Source organism: Paramesorhizobium endophyticum, from assembly GCF_014640615.1.
Lineage (GTDB): Bacteria > Pseudomonadota > Alphaproteobacteria > Rhizobiales > Rhizobiaceae > Paramesorhizobium > Paramesorhizobium endophyticum.
Genome location: NZ_BMHH01000004.1, coordinates 95,156 through 113,034, shown reverse-complemented (window position 1 = coordinate 113,034; position 17,879 = coordinate 95,156). Strand labels below are relative to the sequence as shown.

General features: G+C 62.9%; 12 protein-coding genes. 4 read left to right on the top strand and 8 right to left on the bottom strand.

Annotated features, from left to right (window positions below; translation table 11 throughout):
• Nucleotides 1-79: 79 nt before the first annotated feature.
• Complete coding sequence (locus IEX53_RS06555; protein WP_188822649.1) at nt 80-1,573, top strand: MDR family MFS transporter; 1,494 nt, start codon at nt 80-82, stop codon at nt 1,571-1,573.
• A 34-nt stretch (nt 1,574-1,607) separates the two neighbouring features.
• Here the strand turns inward: IEX53_RS06555 and mog are convergent, their stop codons facing one another.
• The 7 genes from mog to IEX53_RS06520 all read right to left on the bottom strand — a co-directional run bounded on the left by mog (nt 1,608) and on the right by IEX53_RS06520 (nt 12,441).
• The gene (mog, locus tag IEX53_RS06550; RefSeq protein ID WP_188822647.1) at nt 1,608-2,129 is read right to left on the bottom strand and encodes a molybdopterin adenylyltransferase; all 522 of its coding nucleotides are present in this window, start codon (nt 2,127-2,129) and stop codon (nt 1,608-1,610) included.
• A 13-nt stretch (nt 2,130-2,142) separates the two neighbouring features.
• The gene (locus IEX53_RS06545; protein WP_236016079.1) at nt 2,143-2,928 is read right to left on the bottom strand and encodes a peptidylprolyl isomerase; all 786 of its coding nucleotides are present in this window, start codon (nt 2,926-2,928) and stop codon (nt 2,143-2,145) included.
• Between the two features lie 92 nt (nt 2,929-3,020).
• Nucleotides 3,021-3,725 carry a respiratory nitrate reductase subunit gamma gene (gene narI / locus IEX53_RS06540; protein WP_188822645.1) on the bottom strand — a complete coding sequence of 235 codons (705 nt, stop codon included), beginning with the start codon at nt 3,723-3,725 and terminating at the stop codon, nt 3,021-3,023.
• A 17-nt stretch (nt 3,726-3,742) separates the two neighbouring features.
• Nucleotides 3,743-4,429 (bottom strand): nitrate reductase molybdenum cofactor assembly chaperone, encoded by a 687-nt coding sequence (gene narJ, locus IEX53_RS06535; RefSeq protein WP_188822643.1) that lies wholly within the window; start codon nt 4,427-4,429, stop codon nt 3,743-3,745.
• The gene (gene narH, locus IEX53_RS06530; protein WP_188822641.1) at nt 4,426-5,955 is read right to left on the bottom strand and encodes a nitrate reductase subunit beta; all 1,530 of its coding nucleotides are present in this window, start codon (nt 5,953-5,955) and stop codon (nt 4,426-4,428) included. The genes narJ and narH overlap by 4 nt, the downstream gene beginning before the upstream one ends.
• Nucleotides 5,952-9,683 (bottom strand): nitrate reductase subunit alpha, encoded by a 3,732-nt coding sequence (locus IEX53_RS06525; protein WP_188822639.1) that lies wholly within the window; start codon nt 9,681-9,683, stop codon nt 5,952-5,954. Before IEX53_RS06525 ends, narH begins: the two co-directional genes overlap by 4 nt.
• 13 nt (nt 9,684-9,696) lie before the next feature.
• The gene (locus IEX53_RS06520; protein ID WP_308429131.1) at nt 9,697-12,441 is read right to left on the bottom strand and encodes a nitrate/nitrite transporter; all 2,745 of its coding nucleotides are present in this window, start codon (nt 12,439-12,441) and stop codon (nt 9,697-9,699) included.
• A gap of 250 nt (nt 12,442-12,691) precedes the next feature.
• Between IEX53_RS06520 and IEX53_RS06515 the strand changes: the two genes are divergently transcribed.
• Nucleotides 12,692-13,135 (top strand): GNAT family N-acetyltransferase, encoded by a 444-nt coding sequence (locus IEX53_RS06515; RefSeq protein WP_188822637.1) that lies wholly within the window; start codon nt 12,692-12,694, stop codon nt 13,133-13,135.
• Nucleotides 13,136-13,205: 70 nt separating this feature from the next.
• Here the strand turns inward: IEX53_RS06515 and IEX53_RS06510 are convergent, their stop codons facing one another.
• Nucleotides 13,206-14,504 carry an MFS transporter gene (locus tag IEX53_RS06510; protein ID WP_373288591.1) on the bottom strand — a complete coding sequence of 433 codons (1,299 nt, stop codon included), beginning with the start codon at nt 14,502-14,504 and terminating at the stop codon, nt 13,206-13,208.
• Nucleotides 14,505-14,709: 205 nt separating this feature from the next.
• Between IEX53_RS06510 and IEX53_RS06505 the strand changes: the two genes are divergently transcribed.
• Nucleotides 14,710-16,488, top strand: a complete 1,779-nt coding sequence (locus tag IEX53_RS06505) for a sensor histidine kinase (protein WP_188822633.1) — start codon at nt 14,710-14,712, stop codon at nt 16,486-16,488.
• On the top strand, nt 16,475-17,782 hold the full coding sequence (locus IEX53_RS06500) for a sigma-54-dependent transcriptional regulator (RefSeq protein WP_188822631.1): 1,308 nt from the start codon (nt 16,475-16,477) through the stop codon (nt 17,780-17,782). Before IEX53_RS06505 ends, IEX53_RS06500 begins: the two co-directional genes overlap by 14 nt.
• Nucleotides 17,783-17,879: the final 97 nt, after the last annotated feature.

The window sequence follows — 17,879 nt, the reverse complement described above, 5'->3', positions numbered from 1 at the left end:
CTGAATAATGTTATCGATTTCTGTCGAGCCTTTGTGATACTGCACCGTCTATTCACGCAATATTGGAAAACCTCCGCCCATGAATGCTGCGCGATCCAAATCCTCCAGGAAGACAGGACTGACCTTTTCCGAGACGCGGTCCATCGTCTTCGGCATCATGCTCGCCATGCTGCTGGGGTCTCTCGACCAGACCATCGTGGCCACCGCCATGCCGACCATCGGGCGGGACCTCGGCGACATTCATCTGCTGTCATGGATCGTCACCGCCTATCTCCTCACCGCCACGGCGGTGACGCCGCTCTATGGCAAGATGGCTGATATAGCAGGGCGGCGGGTGACGCTTCTCGTCGCGGTCGCCCTCTTCCTCATAGGCTCCGTCGCGAGCGCCTTGTCGCCCGACATGCTGACGTTGATCTTCGCTCGAGCCGTACAGGGCCTGGGTGGCGGCGGTCTCATCGCGCTGCCGCAGACGATCATTGCCGATGTCGTCTCGCCCAAGGAGCGCGGGCGCTATCAAGGCTATATCGCTGCGGTCTTCATCACGTCGAGCATTGCCGGCCCGCTGCTCGGAGGCTTCCTGGCGGAACATGTGCACTGGTCGGCGATCTTCTGGATCAACGTGCCGCTAGGCCTGCTTGCTTTCTGGATGACAAGCACGCTCCTGAAAAAACTGCCCCATTACGAGCGCCCGCATCGCGTCGACTGGAGCGGAGCGGCGCTGATGGCGGCGGCCACGGTCTCGATGATGCTGGCGCTCAACTGGGGCGGCCTCACCTATCCCTGGAGCTCGCCCGCCATCCTCGGCCTTTTCGCTTTATCCGCCGTGCTGTGGGTCGCCTTTGTGAGACGGCTCATGACTGCGCCCGAACCCCTGATCCCCGCCGAAGTGCTCGCGAACCCGATCGTCGCCATGGGAACGATTGCGGCCTGCTTCAGCATGGGCACGTTCATCGGCCTCATCATCTACCTGCCAATTTACCTGGAAACGGTCTATGGTTTCAGCGCGGGCAGTTCCGGCGTCGCCATGATGCCTCTGATGGTGGGCACCATGCTTGGCGCCACCGGTGCAGGCCGCATGATGCCGAAAGTCGTGCATTACAAGCGCATGCCGATGATCGGCCTTGCTATCGCCATCGCCGGGCTGGCGGTCCTCGCCGCGGTGCCGGAGGGCATGTCCAATCTCACGCTCGAAATCCTTCTGGGTATCGTCGGGCTCGGGCTCGGCACGCTTCTGCCCATTGCCACTGTCTCGGTCCAGAACGCGGTAGTGCCGCATCAGATGGGCACGGCCACCGCCACCATGAATTTCTTTCGTTCGCTGGGCGGCGCGCTGGTCGTGGCTGGCTTTGGCGCTATTCTCATGGGCGCTCTTCCGTCCGGAGCAGCAAGCCACATCACGATGGAAACGCTCGCCCAAAGCTTCACCGCGCACGGGCTAGACATCGCTTTTGTCTTCCGCTGGATTTTCATCGCTGCTGCGATAGGGCTTCTCATCGCGCTGGTGGCCCTCGCCGCCATGGAAGAGCGGCCCCTGCGAGACGATGTGCAGGAGGCGCCCATGGGCCTGGAGTGACTTGCGGGGGGATACTATATCCGAACCCGTCCTCTCACGCGGGCCTGAACGCCCGGCATATTTGCGGGTCGGTCTCTATCCGGCCCGCGCCCATCAGGTCGAGGCAATAGGGGATCGCCGGGAACACTGCGTCCAGACATACATTGATAGAGCCGGGCTTGCCGGGGAGATTGACGATCAGCGTGCGCCCGCGCGTGCCTGCCGTCTGGCGCGACAGGATAGCGGTGGGCACGGATTCGAAGCTGATGCGACGCATGAGTTCGCCGAAGCCGGGCAGTTCGCGTTCCATCACGAGCCGCATTGCCTCGGGCGTCAGGTCACGCGGCGCAGGGCCGGTGCCGCCGGTGGTCAGAACCAGATCGGCATGGTCGTCGTCGCAAAGCGTGACGAGGGCATCCCGCACCGGCTCGATCCCGTCGGGCACGATGCGGCGCAGCGGCTCCCATTCCGAGGTGATCGCGCGGGTCAGCCAATCCACGATGGCCGCACCGCTTAAGTCCTCATACTCGCCGCGGCTGGCGCGGTCGGAAATGGTAAGAATGCCGATACGGACCATGTTCAATCAAGCCTTACTGCACGAGCGGCGTCCCGGCGCTGTTCAAATCGATGCCTGATATCATCGCCCTTCCCGCCAGCAGAGAGATATACTGCGCCGCCGCGCGATGCCAGACGGACTGGACAAGAAAAGCGGCGATCCGCTCGCGTACGGCCTCGAAAGGCAGATCATCGCCTCCAATGCGGCGGTCGAGCCGGATGATATGGACGCCATAGCGCGTCTCGACCGGCTCGGGAGCGATTTCACCCGGCGTCAGCCCGTCGAGCGCCGAGGCGAATTCCGGCGACACCTGAGCGCGCGTGAACTGGCCGAGATGGCCGCCATTTCCCGACGACGAACAGGCCGAGAACTCACGGGCGAGATCTGCGAAACGTTCGGGATGCAAGGCCAGCATCTCAAGCGCCGCCTGCGCTGAGCGGAGCGCCTTGGCGAAAGCCGCCTCGTCCTGCCGGTCTGCGGAGAAGAGGATATGCGCCGCCTCGAAGAGATCGGGGCTTTTGAAGCGAGGGCGATTCTTCTCGAAATAGCGCCGGCACGAGGCCTCGTCCGCCTGCGGAACGGCAAGTTCCCGCTCAAGCAGCCCCCGGATGAGCGCTTCTTCCTCCGTTTCGCTCCGCCCTTCCCTCTCTTCAGGCGTCGCCATCACATCGAGCCGCCGGGCTTCCTGCAGCAGAAGCTCCCGAACCGCCAGCGCGCGGGCCGCGTCCGCCCACGCGATTGTCGGATCGTCCGCCGGATGGTTCTGCATCTCGCGGGCAATCGCCTCCTGCGCGATGGTGACGCCATTTACCGTCACCATCGGTGGGCTGGTCAAGGGTTCCACGGAAAGCGGAACATGCGTCCGCTTAACCGGTGCGGCATGGGCGCGGCGGTCTATGCGGATCGACGCCATCATGCCTGCTCCGCCGGAGACCGTTTCGTACGCACGATCTGGTAGCCGCGCCGTCCGAGATACCAGACCGGGGCGCTCCACACATGCACCAGCCGCGTGAACGGGAAGATGAGGAAAATCGTCAGCCCCAGGAAGATATGCGCCCGGAAGATGGGGCTCACATCGGCGATATAGTTCGCCGCGTTCGGCTGGAAGGTGACGATGCCCTGCGCCCAGTTCATGAACTTCACCATCTCCTCACCGTCGAGATGATGCGCGGAGACGAAGATGGTCGAAAGGCCGAGAATGAGCTGGACATAGAGGATGATCAGCACGGCGATGTCGCTGGGGTTCGACGTCTTGCGGATGCGGGGGTCGAACAGCCGGCGATGCAGGAGGAGTGTCAACCCGATGAAGCAGGCGACGCCGGCGATGCCGCCCGCGACCATGGCGAGCAATTGCTTCGCCCCATGCGGCACGCCGAGGAAATCCCAGACCCAGATCGGTGTGAGCAGGCCGCCCATATGGCCGATCAGGATGACGAGAATGCCGACATGGAACAGGTTCGAACCCCACATCAGCTGCTTTCGCCGCAGAAGCTGGCTGGAATAGCTCTTCCAGGAATATTGCTCGCGGTCGAAGCGGATGAGGCTGCCGACGAGGAACACCGTCAGGCACAGATAGGGGTAAAGGCCGAAGACGAGATTATTTGTGTAAGCGAACATTTGCTGTCTCCTGAGCTTCAGGCCGTGACGCTTGGCACGCGTTGCGCGGCACGCAGGCGGGTTTTCAGCCGGTCGCTCGAACAGCCGTCGAGCGCCTCGCCGGGACCGAAGGTGACGACCGCCTCTTCCCATGCGGCGTCGAGGCTTGCCAGATCGTCCGGCTCGATGCCGTCGTCATCCATGATTGCTGCGTCTTGCGCACTCTCCCCCGCCAGTTCGGCGATGGCCGCGAAGGGGGTCGCATAGGGCGTTTCGCGCTTGACGAGCCGTCCATGAAGCGACGCCACGATATGCGCCGCGTTGCGCAAATGCGCGCGGGCCTCGTCCGGCGGCAAGAGGGACAGGAATTCGAGGAAGAGAGGCAAATAATCGGGCAATTCCCCCTGCCCCATATGCAACCCTTGACGCTCGTAAAGCGCCTTCAGGTCCACCATCGCCTGACCCCGGTCGCGGGATTCGCCATGGATATGTTCGAACAGGTTGAGCGACAACGCCCGCGATCTGTCGAACAGGTGGACATAGCTTTCCTCGAGTTCGTAGCCATCGGCCTTTGCCATCCAGTCGAGGAAGTGGTCGAGACCGGCGAGCTGCGCCTCAGCCAGCAGTCCTTCTTCATGGAGCACGGCGCGGATATCGGGCAGCGCCGCGATGAGATCCGGCTTCGGATAGGAGATGAGCGCGGAGAGCGCCTTGAAGCTTTTCATCGGGCAATCTCCATCGGATTTCTGGCATTGTGCTTCTTGCCACCGCCGAACAGGCTCGCCGTGCTGTCGCCGCCGGAGCAGCCATTGCCGAAGGAGAAGCCGCAGGAGCCGCGCAGATCATAGGCATCCTCGATCTGCTCGCGGTGCGAGGACGGGATGACAAAGCGGTCCTCGTAATTGGCGATGGCCATGATGCGGTACATCTCCTCGATCTGCCGCCCGGAAAGGCCGACCTTGCCGGCGATGGCCTCATCGGTCACCCCGTCCACCGTCTTCGCCCGCATATAGGTGCGCATGGCGAGCATGGTTTCGAGGCCCTTCACGACAGGCTCCACATCGCCCGCGGTGAGCAGGTTGGCGAGATATTTCACCGGGATGCGCAGCGAGCGCACATCGGGCATGCCGCCGTCGATGCCCATCTTGCCCGCTTCCGCCGCAGACTGGATCGGCGAGAGCGGCGGCACGTACCAGACCATGGGCAGCGTGCGGTATTCGGGATGGAGCGGGAAGGCCACCTTCCATTCCATCGCCATCTTGTAGACGGGCGAATGCTTCGCCGCTTCCAGCCAGGCATCCGGCACGCCATCGGCGCGGGCTCGGGCGATGACGGCGGGGTCGTTGGGGTCGATGAACAGGTCGAGCTGGGCCTGATAGAGGTCCTTCTCATCCGCCGCGCTCGCCGCCTTCTCGATAGCATCGGAATCATAGAGCATCACGCCCAGATAGCGGATGCGCCCGACGCAGGTTTCCGAGCAGACGGTCGGCATGCCCGCCTCGATGCGCGGAAAGCAGAAGGTGCATTTCTCCGATTTGCCCGATGACCAGTTGTAATAGATTTTCTTGTAGGGGCAGCCGGAGATGCACATGCGCCAGCCGCGGCACTTGTCCTGATCGATGAGGACGATGCCGTCTTCCTCCCGCTTGTAGATGGCGCCGGACGGGCAGGAGGCGACGCAGGCCGGGTTGAGGCAATGCTCGCACAGCCGGGGCAGATACATCATGAAGGTGTTTTCGAACTGCCCGTAGATTTCCTTCTCTAGGCCCTCGAAATTCTGGTCCTTCGAGCGCTTAGCGAACTCGCCGCCGAGGATTTCCTCCCAGTTCGGCCCCCATTCGATTTTCTCCATCCGCTCGCCTGTTATCGCCGAGCGCGGGCGCGCGGTCGGGAAAGCCTTGGAGAGCGGCGCGTTTTGCAAATGCTCGTAATCGAAGGTGAAGGGCTCGTAATAGTCGTCGATCTCCGGCAGGTCGGGATTGGCGAAGATATTGGCGAGCACCCGCCATTTCGCGCCGATGCGCGGCTCGATCTTGCCGTCCTTGCGCCGCTTCCAGCCGCCTTTCCAGCGCTTCTGGTTCTCCCATTCCTTGGGATAGCCAATGCCGGGCTTGGTCTCGACATTGTTGAACCAAGCGTATTCCACGCCCTCGCGGTTCGTCCAGACATTCTTGCAGGTGACGGAGCAGGTGTGGCAGCCGATGCATTTGTCGAGGTTCAGCACCATGCCGATCTGGGCGCGAATGGTCATTCTGCGGCCTCCAATTTTTCTTCCATCCAATCGACCGCGCCCACCATCTTGCGCACGATCACGAATTCATCCCGGTTGGAGCCGACGGTGCCGTAATAGTTGAAGCCGTAGGCCTGGTGGACATAGCCGCCGATCATGTGGGTGGGCTTCAGCACCGCGCGGGTGACGGAGTTGTGAATGCCGCCGCGCTGGCCGGTGATGGCCGTGCCGGGAGTGTTCACGATCTTCTCCTGCGCGTGGTACATCATGCACATGCCGGGATTGACGCGCTGCGAAACCACGGCGCGCGCGGTCAGCACGCCGTTGCGGTTGAAGACCTCGATCCAGTCATTGTCCTGAATAGCTGCCTTCCTCGCGTCCTCTTCCGAAATCCACGCCACCGGGCCGCCACGATTGAGCGTCAGCATCAGGAGATTGTCCGAATAGGTGGAGTGGATGCCCCATTTCTGGTGCGGCGTGATGAAGTTCAGCACCACATGCGGGCTGCCATCGTGATTGTCCTTCAGTGTGCTCGCCACGGTCTTCAAATCGACCGGCGGCTTCCAGGTGACGAAGCCCTCGCCGAAGGCGCGCATCCACAGATGATCCTGATAGAACTGCTGCCGTCCGGTCAGCGTGCGCCAGGGGATAAGCTGATGCACGTTAGTATAGCCGGCATTGTAGCAGACATGCTCACTTTCGAGGCCTGACCAGATCGGCGAGGAAATGATCTTGCGCGGCTGGGCGACGAGATCGCGGAAGCGGATCTTCTCGTCCTCCTTCGGCAAGGCGAGGTGGGCGTGGTCGCGGCCCGTGCGCTGCGACAGCGCTTCCCACGAGCGCACCGCCACCTCGCCATTGGTCTCCGGCGCGAGCGTCAGGATCACTTCCGCCGCGTCGATGTCGGTCTCGATTTTGGGCTGGCCCTTGGCGGGGCCGTCATCGAGCACGGCGCCGTTGAGCGCCCTCAAGAGCTCGACTTCGTGCGCTGTCTCCCACGCAATGCCCTTGCCGCCATTGCCGAGTTTTTCCATGAGCGGCCCGAGCGCGGTGAAGCGCTTGTAGAGGTTGGGATAATCCCGCTCCACCACCGCGACCTGCGGCATGGTCAGGCCCGGAACCGGTTCCGTCTCGCCGCGCTTCCAGTCCTTCACATCGAAGGGCTGCGCCAGTTCGCCGGGGCTGTCATGCAAGATGGGCGTCAGCACCACATCCTTCTCAACACCCAGCACTTCGGGGGCGATCTCGGAGAATTTCTTCGCGATGCCCTTATAAATGTCCCAGTCGGTGCGCGAACCCCAGACCGGGTCCACCGCCGCCGTCAGCGGATGGATGAAGGGGTGCATGTCCGACGTATTGAGATCGTTCTTCTCGTACCAGGTGGCGGTGGGCAACACGATATCGGAATAAACTGATGTCGTGGACATGCGGAAGTCCAGCGTCACCAGCAGGTCGAGCTTTCCTTTGGGGGCATCGTCATGCCAGGCGATTTCCTTCGGCTTTTCAAGGCCTTCCTCGCCCAGATCCTTGCCGAGCACGCCATGATAGGTGCCGAGCAGGTGCTTGAGGAAATATTCATGCCCCTTGCCGGAGGAGCCGAGCAGGTTCGAACGCCAGACGAAGAGATTGCGCGGCCAGTTGTCCGGGTGGTCGGGGTCATGGCAGGCAAGCTCCAGTTCGCCCGCCTTCAGCGCCTTCGCCACATAATCCTTCGGCTCCAGCCCGGCGGCCTCGGCCTTTACCGCGATGGAAAGCGGATTGGCCTTGATCTGCGGCGCGGATGGCAGCCAGCCCATGCGCTCGGCGCGGGCATTGTAGTCGATGAGGCTACCGGACCAGTCGCCTTCGGGCGCGGTGGGCGAGAGGATTTCCTTAACCGACAGCGTTTCATAGCGCCATTGGTCGGTATGGGCATAAAAGAACGAGGTGCCGTTCATCTGCCGGGGTGGGCGGCCCCAGTCGAGCGCGAATGCGAGCGGCGCCCAGCCGGTCTGCGGCCGCAGCTTCTCCTGCCCGACATAATGCGACCAGCCGCCGCCCGACTGGCCGATGCAGCCGCAAAGCACCAGCATGTTGATGATGCCGCGGTAGTTCATATCCATGTGGTACCAATGGTTGAGTCCCGCGCCGAGGATCACCATCGAGCGGCCATTGGTCTTTTCGGCATTAGTGGCGAACTCGCGCGCCACGGTGATGATCGCATTGCGCGGCACGCCGGTGATCTTCTCCGCCCAGGCCGGGGTGCAGGGCACGTCCTCGTCATAGGACGACGCGACATTTCCGCCGCCCAGCCCGCGATCGACGCCGTAATTGGCGCAGAGCAGATCAAAGACGGTGGCGACCAGCGCCTCGCCATCTCTAAGCTTCACGCGGCTCACCGGGACGTTGCGGTTGAGGATTTCTCCGTGCTCCGTCTTGACGAAATGTTCGGTGGCGCGGCCGCCGAAATCGGGGAAAGCAACCACGGCGGTTTCGCTTCCCTTGCCGATCTGGCTCAGTTTCAGGCGGGTTTCACGGCCCTTGCCGTCCTTTTCCTCAAGGTTCCAGCGGCCTTTCTCCTTGTCCCAGCGGAAGCCCGCCGTTCCCAGCGGCGCGACGGCCCCTCCTGAGGCCTCATCGAGGGCGACGGTCTTCCAGTCCGCATTCTCGGTCTCGCCAAGGCTGCCGTCGAAATCGGAAGCGCGCAGGAAATTGTCCGGCACATAGGCCCCGTCCTTCTCGACGAGACGCACCAGCATCGGCAGGTCGGTATATTTGCGCACATAGTCCGCGAAATAAGGCACCTGCCGGTTAAGGTGATACTCCTTCAGGATGACATGGCCCATGGCGAGCGCCAGCGCGGCATCGGTGCCCTGCTTGGGTTGCAGCCAGATATCGGCGAACTTGGTCGCCTCGGCATAGTCGGGCGAGACGACGGCGCTCTTGGTGCCCTTGTAGCGCGCTTCCGTGTAGAAATGCGCGTCCGGAGTGCGCGTCTGCGGCACGTTGGAGCCCCAAAGCATGAGGAACCCGGCATTGTACCAGTCGGCGGACTCCGCCACATCCGTCTGCTCGCCCCAGGTCTGCGGGCTTGAGGGCGGCAAATCGCAATACCAGTCGTAGAAGGAAAGGCAGGTGCCGCCCAGCAGCGACAGATAGCGCGTGCCAGCCGCATAGGAGACCATCGACATGGCCGGGATGGGCGAGAAACCCACCACCCGGTCGGGACCGTAACGCTTCGCCGTATAGGCGTTGGCGGCGGCGATGATCTCGGTGACCTCGTCCCACTCCGCCCGCACGAAGCCGCCATGACCGCGAATGGAGGTATAGGAGGCACGCTTCTTCGGGTCTTCGACAATGGACGTCCATGCGGCGACCGGCGTCTTCTCCTTGCGCGCCTCGCGCCACAGCTTCAGGAGCCGCCCGCGCACCAGCGGATATTTCACCCGGTTACCGGAATAGAGATACCAGGAATAGCTCGCCCCGCGCGGGCAGCCGCGCGGCTCATGGTTGGGCAGGTCGGGACGCGTGCGCGGATAATCGGTCTGCTGCGTCTCCCAGGTGACGATCCCGCCCTTGACATAGACCTTCCACGAGCAGGAGCCGGTGCAGTTCACGCCATGGGTCGAGCGCACGATCTTGTCGTGCTGCCAGCGGGCGCGGTAGCCCTCTTCCCAGTCCCGGTTCTCATGGGTGACGATGCCATGCCCATTGGAGAACTCGGACACATTCTTACGGAAAAAAGTGAGGCGGTCGAGAAAGTGGCTCAACTTTTTGCTCCTTTCATTCAGCCGCACGGACGGCAGGGGTTTGACGGATCCGCTCCACCGCATGGAGCAGGCCGCCGCGACGGGTGTAGAAAACCCAGGTGATGACGAGGCAGCTCACATAGAAGCCGAAGAAGCCCCAGAGCGCCGCCTCCGCGCCGCCGGTGAGCGCGATGGAGCTGCCGTAGCTCTTGGGGATGAAGAAGGCCCCATAGGCGGCAATGGCCGAGGTGAAACCGATGATGGCGGCGGATTCCTTCTCCGCCTGCTTCAGCCGCTCCGGCGGGCTCATGCCCGGCTCCAGCCGCGCAATCTCCTGCCGCATGATCGCGGGGATCATCTGGAAGGTCGACGCATTGCCAACGCCGGTAGCGAAGAACAGCAGCATGAAGCTCGCGAAGAAGCCGGCGAAGGCATAGGGCTGATCCTTGACGCCGAGGAAGTAGATGACCCCGAGCACGCCGGCCATCATCGCCACGAACACCCAGAAGGTGACGCGCCCGCCGCCCCAGCGGTCGGAGATCCAGCCCGTCGCCGAGCGCGAGAGCGCACCGACGAGAGGCCCGAGGAAGGCGAGCTTCAGCGTGTCCACATCGGGGAACAGGGTCTTGGCGAGCAGCGGGAAGCCCGCCGAATAGCCGATGAAGGAGCCGAAGGTGCCGGTATAGAGCCAGCACATGATCCAGTTGTGCTTACGGCGGAAGATGACCGCCTGCTCCGCGAAGGAAGCCTTCATCGAGGCGATATCGTTCATGCCGAACCATGCCGCGAAGGCGGAGGCAGCGATGAACGGCACCCAGATGAAGCCCGCATTCTGCAGCCACATCCGCGTCGTCGAGCCCGCCTCGACGGTTGCCTGCGGCTCGCCGCCCAGCCAGCCGAACACGCCCGCGGTGATGACGAAGGGGATGATGAACTGCGCCACGCTGACGCCGAGATTGCCGAGGCCCGCATTGAGCGCCAGCGCATTACCCTTCTCCGCTTTCGGGAAGAAGAAGGAGATATTGGCCATGGAGGAGGCGAAATTGCCTCCGCCGAAGCCGCACAGAAGGGCAAGGCCGAGGAACACCATGTAGGGCGTCTGCGGATTCTGCACCGCAAAGCCGATGCCGAGCGCCGGCAGCATCAGCGACCAGGTGGCGAGCGTCGTCCACAGCCTGCCGCCGAAGACCGGCACCATGAAAGAATAGAAGATCCGGAAGGTCGCGCCCGAGAGGCCGGGCAGCGCCGCGAGCCAGAACAACTGGTCGGTGGTAAAGGTGAACCCGACCGCCGGCAGCTTCGCCACCACCACGGACCACACCATCCAGATCGCGAAGGACAGAAGCAACGATGGGATCGATAGCCAGAGATTGCGACGCGCGATCCCGCGCCCGGTCTTCTCCCAGAAGGCCGGGTCTTCCGGCCGCCAATCCTCGATGAGATGGGCGCCGAGCTTGCCCACCTGCTTCGGCCCATGCACCTCCTGCATTTCAGGAAGTTCGGGCAGCTTGCTCAGCTCGCTTTCAGCAGCCCCGCGCTCCATGCGGCGGATGGCGAGGTGCATCCAGGCGAGCGCGACGGCCACAAGCACGAAGAGCAGCATGAAACAGCTCGTCCAGATGCCGGTGATATCGTTGAGGACGCCGAAGGCGATGGGCAGCACGAAACCGCCAAGGCCGCCGATCATGCCGACGAGACCGCCCACCGCGCCGACATTATCAGGATAATAGACGGGGATGTGCTTGTAGACCGCCGCCTTGCCCAGGCTCATGAAGAAGCCCAGGATGAAGATGAGCACGATGAAGGGAACAACGCCTGTTTCGAAATGGAAGGCGATCGGCCCGTGAATGCCCCGCACCACATAGTCGGTCGGTGGGTAGGAGAGCAGGAAGGTGACTGTGACACAGACGAAGAACGTCCAGTACATGATCCGCCTTGCGCCATATTTGTCGGAGAGCACCCCGCCATAGGCGCGGAAGATAGAGGCCGGCACCGAATAGGCGGCGGCGATCATGCCCGCCGTGGTGATGTCGAGGCCGTAGACGCCGATGAGATAGCGCGGCAGCCACAGCGACAGACCGACAAAGGCGCCGAAGACGAAGAAGTAATAGAGGGCGAAGCGCCAGACCTGCAGCTTCTTGAGCGGCTCCAGTTCGAGCCAGACGCTTCTTGGCTTCACACCCTTGGCGCGGCGCTCGCTCGTCACCGGATCGTCGCTGGTGGTGAACCAGAAGAGAACCGCCATGACGACGAGCCCGGCGGCCCAGACCTGCGCGACGGTCTGCCAGCCATAGGCGACCAGCACGAAAGGCGCGAAGAACTTCGTCACCGCCGCCCCGACATTGCCGGCGCCGAAGATGCCGAGCGCGGTCCCCTGCCGTTTCGTGTCGTACCAGCGCGAGACATAGGCGACGCCGACCGAGAACGAACCGCCGGCAATGCCGACGCCGAGCGCGGCGAGAAGCAGGTGCGCATAGGTATCCGCATAGGAGAGAAGAAAGGTCGCGACGGCCGCCGACAACATGACGACGACATAGACAGGCCGCCCGCCGTACTGGTCGGCCCATACGCCGAGCAGGATCCGGATCAGCGATCCCGTGAGAATGGGAGTGCCGACGAGAAGCCCGAACTGGGTTTCGCTCAAGCCCAGCTCGTCCTTGATTCGCACGCCGATGATGGAAAAGATCGTCCAGACGGCGAAGCAGACGGTAAAGGCGACGGTGCTCATGGCGAGCGCATTGGTCTGACCGCCGCGGTCCATTGGCTGATGATGGCTCATGGTCCGTTTTCCGCACTAAGTGCCTGAAGACAGGGGCGTCTCCAGGTTCATGGCGCCAACCTCACCGAGTTGGCATCCTCGTTCTTTGCGGAAGATCAAGTTCACGCCCCGGTTCGCACGAACGTGACCGGCTGTCGCCGGAATACGAGGCAAGCGCAGCGATAGGCGGCCGTGCCCGCGTACAAATTATGATGCGAATACCCGCCCCATGTTATCTTGCAGCGACAACGGAAAATGCCGGAGAATCGCGATGCAAATCACGTTCCGACCCTTTGAGAGCGACGACCTTCCCGAATTCCGCGCATGGTTCGCGGATGCGGAATTGTCGCGCCGCCTGTCCTTTCCGGACGATGAGTGGTTTGCCTATGTGACGGCGGGAGCAGCGGCGCGGTGCTGGGTGGTGCTGGAGGCGGGCAGGACCATTGCGCAGGTGCAGGTGGACCGGGAGGATTCGGTGCGCGGCTATCTCGACTTTGCCCTGCGTCCCGATCTTCGAGGTCGGGGGACCGGCGCGGCGGTATTGTCGGCGTTCCTGTCCGGGCCGGGCCGGGACTATGCCGCTCTGGAGGCCCATATCGAGCCTGACAACGCCGCCAGCATTGCGTGCTGCCGGCGTTGCAGTTTCACGATCCTGCCGGAGCCGGATGCGGAGGGTTTCGTTCAGGCGATCTACTGCAGACCGGAGAGGACTTAAATCCGCCTGTCCGCATATGCCTTGTTGCAGACGGGGGCGAAAGCCCCGTCTGCATGATTTGACGCCTTTATCAGTCTTCCTTGATGAGGCTGTCCTTGCTGGTGTCGCGCATCCGCAGATAGACGATGAGCGAGATGCCGATCATGACGGTGACGTACCAGTAAAAGCCCCGTTCCCAGCCGCCATTCTTGAAGCTCAGCGCCACATATTCGGCGGTGCCCCCGAAGAGCGTATTGGCGAGGGCATAGGGCAGCGCCACGCCGAGCGCGCGGATATGCGCCGGAAAGAGCTCCGCCTTCACCACGGCGTTGATCGAGGTATAGCCGGTGACGATGATCAGCGCCGCCATTACCAGGAGGCCCGCCGTCAGCGCATCGCGCGTCTGCTCGAGCGTGGCGAAGATCGGATAGGTGAAGAGGACGCCTGCCGCGCCGAAGGCGATCATCAGCGGCTTGCGGCCGATCTTGTCCGAGAGCGCGCCGGCAACGGGCTGGAGGCACATGAAGATGAACAGCGTCACGGCGTTGATCTGGCTCGCCACCTCGCGGCTGAAGCCGGACGTGTTGACCAGGAATTTCTGCATGTATATCGAATAGGCATAGAAGGCGAGCGTGCCGCCGGCGGTCAGGAGCATGACCAGCGCGGTTTCCTTCGGATGGTATTTGAGGAGCGTCCAGAAGCCGGATTTCGGCGCGCCTGTGCTCTTCGCATTCTTGAAGCTCTCGGTTTCGGCAAGGCCACGGCGCAGCCAGAAAACCACCACTGCCAGCACCGCGCCGACCGCGAACGGAATGCGCCAGCCCCACGCATCGAGCGTGGACTTCTCCATGACCGATTGCAAAAGGATCAGCAGCATGATCGCCAGAAGCTGGCCCGAGATGAGCGTGACATACTGGAAGGATGAGTAGAACCCGCGCCGGCTCTTGCCCGCCATCTCCGAGAGATAGGTCGCGCTCGCGCCATATTCGCCACCGACCGAAAGTCCCTGCATCAAGCGCGCGACAATGAGAAGCGCCGGAGCGGCGAGACCGATCGTCTGGTAGTCGGGGGTGAGAGCGATGATGAGCGACCCGGCGCACATCAGCGTCACCGAGAGCGCGAGACCCGCCTTGCGGCCCTTGCGGTCGGCATAGATGCCCATCACCCACGCGCCGATGGGGCGCATGACGAAGCCGACGGCGAAAACGGCGGCGGCGCTCAAAAGCTGCGCCGTCTGGCTCTCAGCCGGAAAGAAATGCGGGGCGAAGTAAAGCGCGAACGCCGCATATACATACCAGTCGAACCATTCGACGAGATTGCCGGTCGATCCGCCGATGATGGATTTGAGCCGGTTATTGGTGCCCTGCGCATCGGTTTGTTCGGGTGCCATGGAAACCATGCGTCTCCCTCCCTGATGAATTTTTCATGGTTAGGGGCGACGTTAGAGGGTGGGACACAATTTCTCCAGATTTTAAGCGCTTGATATTTAAACGATTGAAATCAATGAAGTTTCGTCATCTTAGCCATGCCGCGACGGCTTCATTTATGCAAAAAGCTGCGTGACTTTGTGCGCTTGATTGCATAATCTTGCACAAATGCAGCTATCCGGAAAATCCGCCAAAGCCCTCGCGGTCCTCATTGCCTTGCTGTCGGCTTCGGCTGTCTGGTGGGCCGCGAAGCTCTGGACGCAGAACGATGCGCTTACCCGCCTCACCCAGGATACGATTCTGATCGCGCGCCAGCAGACGCGGCTGGTCGACAGCGAACTGGCGAAGTTCCGGCTCCTGCCGGTGGTGCTCAAGGAATATAGCGATCTTCAGGATGTGCTTTCAGCCGGCTCGCCTGACCCAACCAAAAGATTGAACGGCAAGCTTGAGCTCCTTGCCCGCCAGGTCGGCTCGCCAATCATCTACGTCATCGCCCGCGACGGCACCGCGATTGCTTCCTCCAATGCCGGTACGCCGGAAAGCTTCGTCGGGCGCAACTACAGTTTCCGGCCCTATTTTCAGGCGGCGGTGCGACATGGCGTGGCCGAGTATTATGCAATTGGCGATGTGACCGGGCGGTTCGGCCTTTTCCTCGCTCGGCGCATCGGGGATGAAGCCGATCCTGTCGGCGTCGTGGTCATAAAGTTCGAGTTTCACCGGCTGGTGCAGAGCTGGTCGAACGATCCGGGACAAACATTCGTGATCGATCCGCGCGGGATCATTCTGGCTTCGACGGACAAGGCCGAGGATTTGCGGTCCTTTCAGCCGATATCGGCGGCGGAGCGCACGAAAATCATCGGGAGCGGACAGTTCACCGCAGGCAATCTGGAGCCGAGCCATTATGCCTTCGAGCCCGGCGGCAAAATGCGCGGGCCGGACGGCCGGCAATTCGTGGCGGTGAGCGAGCCGATTGCCGGAACGGAGCTGAAGTTAGTCCATATAGCGGCGACGGCGCCCGCCATTCGCACCGCAAACGATCTTGCACGCCTCATCACCGTGGCGGCGATGGCGCTCCTCGCCTGCCTGACGGCGGCGCTATACTGGCGCATCACCCGGGCGGCGCGCGCCACGGCGGACCGGGCCGCGCTGGAGGCGGCGGTGGCAAGCCGCACGGCGGAACTCCACGCGGAAATGGCCGAACGCGCCCGCGCCGACAAGCGCTTTCGCGAAGCGCGGGAGGAGTTGGCGCAGGCGAACCGGCTCGCATCGCTGGGTTCGATCACGGCGGGGCTGGTGCATGAGATCAACCAGCCGGTCGCGACGATCCGCACCCTCTCGGAAAATGCCCGGCATCATCTGGAAAAAGGCAAGCTGGACAAGGTCGCCGCCAATCTCTCGGCTTCGGTCGAGTTGACGGCACGCATCGGCTCGATCACGCAGGAAATGCGGCGCTTTGCGGGACGACGGCGTGGCGAAATCAAGTCAATCGCCCTATCCGAACTGATCGAAGGCACGCTGCTTCTCATGGGCGACCGCTTCCGCAACGCCAATGTCCGGCTGGACCTGCCCGCTCCTTCCGGCCTTCATCTCATGGCAAGCCGGGTGCGGCTGGAGCAGGTGCTGGTCAACCTCCTCCAGAATGCGCTCGACGCGGTGGCTGACCGGTCCGACCCGCATGTGGCGCTGCTCGTCAGCGAGACCGGCGATCATGTGTCCCTGATCGTTGCCGACAACGGCCCCGGCATCGACCCTGAGCTTGGGGAGGAGATTTTCAATCCCTTCGTGACAGGCAAGCCGGAGGGGCTGGGTTTGGGGCTCGGCATCGCGCGCGACATCATGACGGAGCTGGAGGGAAGCCTGACCATCGTTCCCTCGCCGCTCGGCGGCGCGGCCTTTGCCGCCACAGTGAAACGAGCAGAGCGGGAGGCAAATCATGGCGGAAAATGAGACGCTGCGGGTCATGCTGGTCGATGACGACGCGGCTTTCCGCACGGCGTTGGCGGATTCGTTCGAGATTGCCGGCATCGACATCGAGCCTCATGGCGATGGCCAGTCCGCGCTCGCCAGCCTCTCGCCCGACTATCCGGGCATCGTCGTCACCGATATCCGTATGCCCAAAATTGACGGCCATGCGGTGATGGAAACGCTGCTCGCGCGCGATCCGGAACTGCCCGTCATTCTCATCACCGGCCATGGCGATATCGGCATGGCGGTGTCGGCGCTGAAAAAGGGCGCGTTCGATTTCATCACCAAGCCGTTTTCGGCGGATCATCTGATTTCCAGCGTACGCCGGGCATTGGAAATGCGCCGCCTCGTGCTGGAAAACCGCCGTCTGCGCCAGGCCGCTGCCGAGGCCGAGCATGACTATCCCCTCCTAGGGGAAACGCCGGTCATGCTGCGGCTGCGCGAGACGATCCGGCAATTGGCCAGCGTCGATGTGGACGTGCTGATCGAGGGCGAAACCGGCACCGGCAAGGAGCTTGCCGCCCGGCTCCTCCACCGCTGGAGCGCGCGGCATTCGCGCAGCTTCATCGCCATCGATTGCGCGGCGCTGCCCGATAGCGTGGCGGACGAAGTGCTGTTCGGCAGCCGGGTAAAGCGCGGCAGGATCGCCGAGGCGGATCGCGGCACGCTGTTTCTCGACGAGATCAACAGCATGTCGCCCGCCTTGCAGGGCAAGCTGCTGCGCGTGGTGGAGGAGCGGGAATTGCCCTCCCCCGATGGCGAGCCGCGCGCCGTCAACCTGCGCATCATCGCCGCTGCAAAGGGTAATCTGGACAGCGCGGTAGCGGAAGGACGGTTCCGCTCCGATCTTCTCTACAGGCTCGAAACCGTGCGCCTGCGCATTCCGCCCCTGCGGGAGCGGCGCAAGGACATCGGCTTGCTCTTCGCCTATTTCCTCAAGGAGGCGGCTTCGCAATTCGGCCAGCCGCGCCCGTCTATCGACGCGGGCATCGAGGCCCGCCTAAACTCCCATGGTTGGCCCGGCAATGTGCGGGAGTTGCGCAATTTCGCAAAGCAGACCGTGCTGGGCCTCAATCCCGACCCTGCTGCCGAGCCGAACCATCTGTCTCTTTCCGAACAGCTAGACCGGTTCGAGCAAGGCGTGATCCGCGCCGCGCTGGAGCGCTGCCGCGGCGATGTCGGCCTTGCCGCCGAACAGCTTCAATTGCCCCGGCGCAGCCTTTACGCCCGCCTGCAGCGCTTGCGGATCGATGCTTCCACGTTCCGTAAGCGCTGAGCGGATGGCAAATAGGGAGGAACTTGCCCCAGCCCGGTTGAATTCCCGGCGGGGGATGCTATAAGGCCACCTGCCTGGTGCAGGCATCATCTGCTGG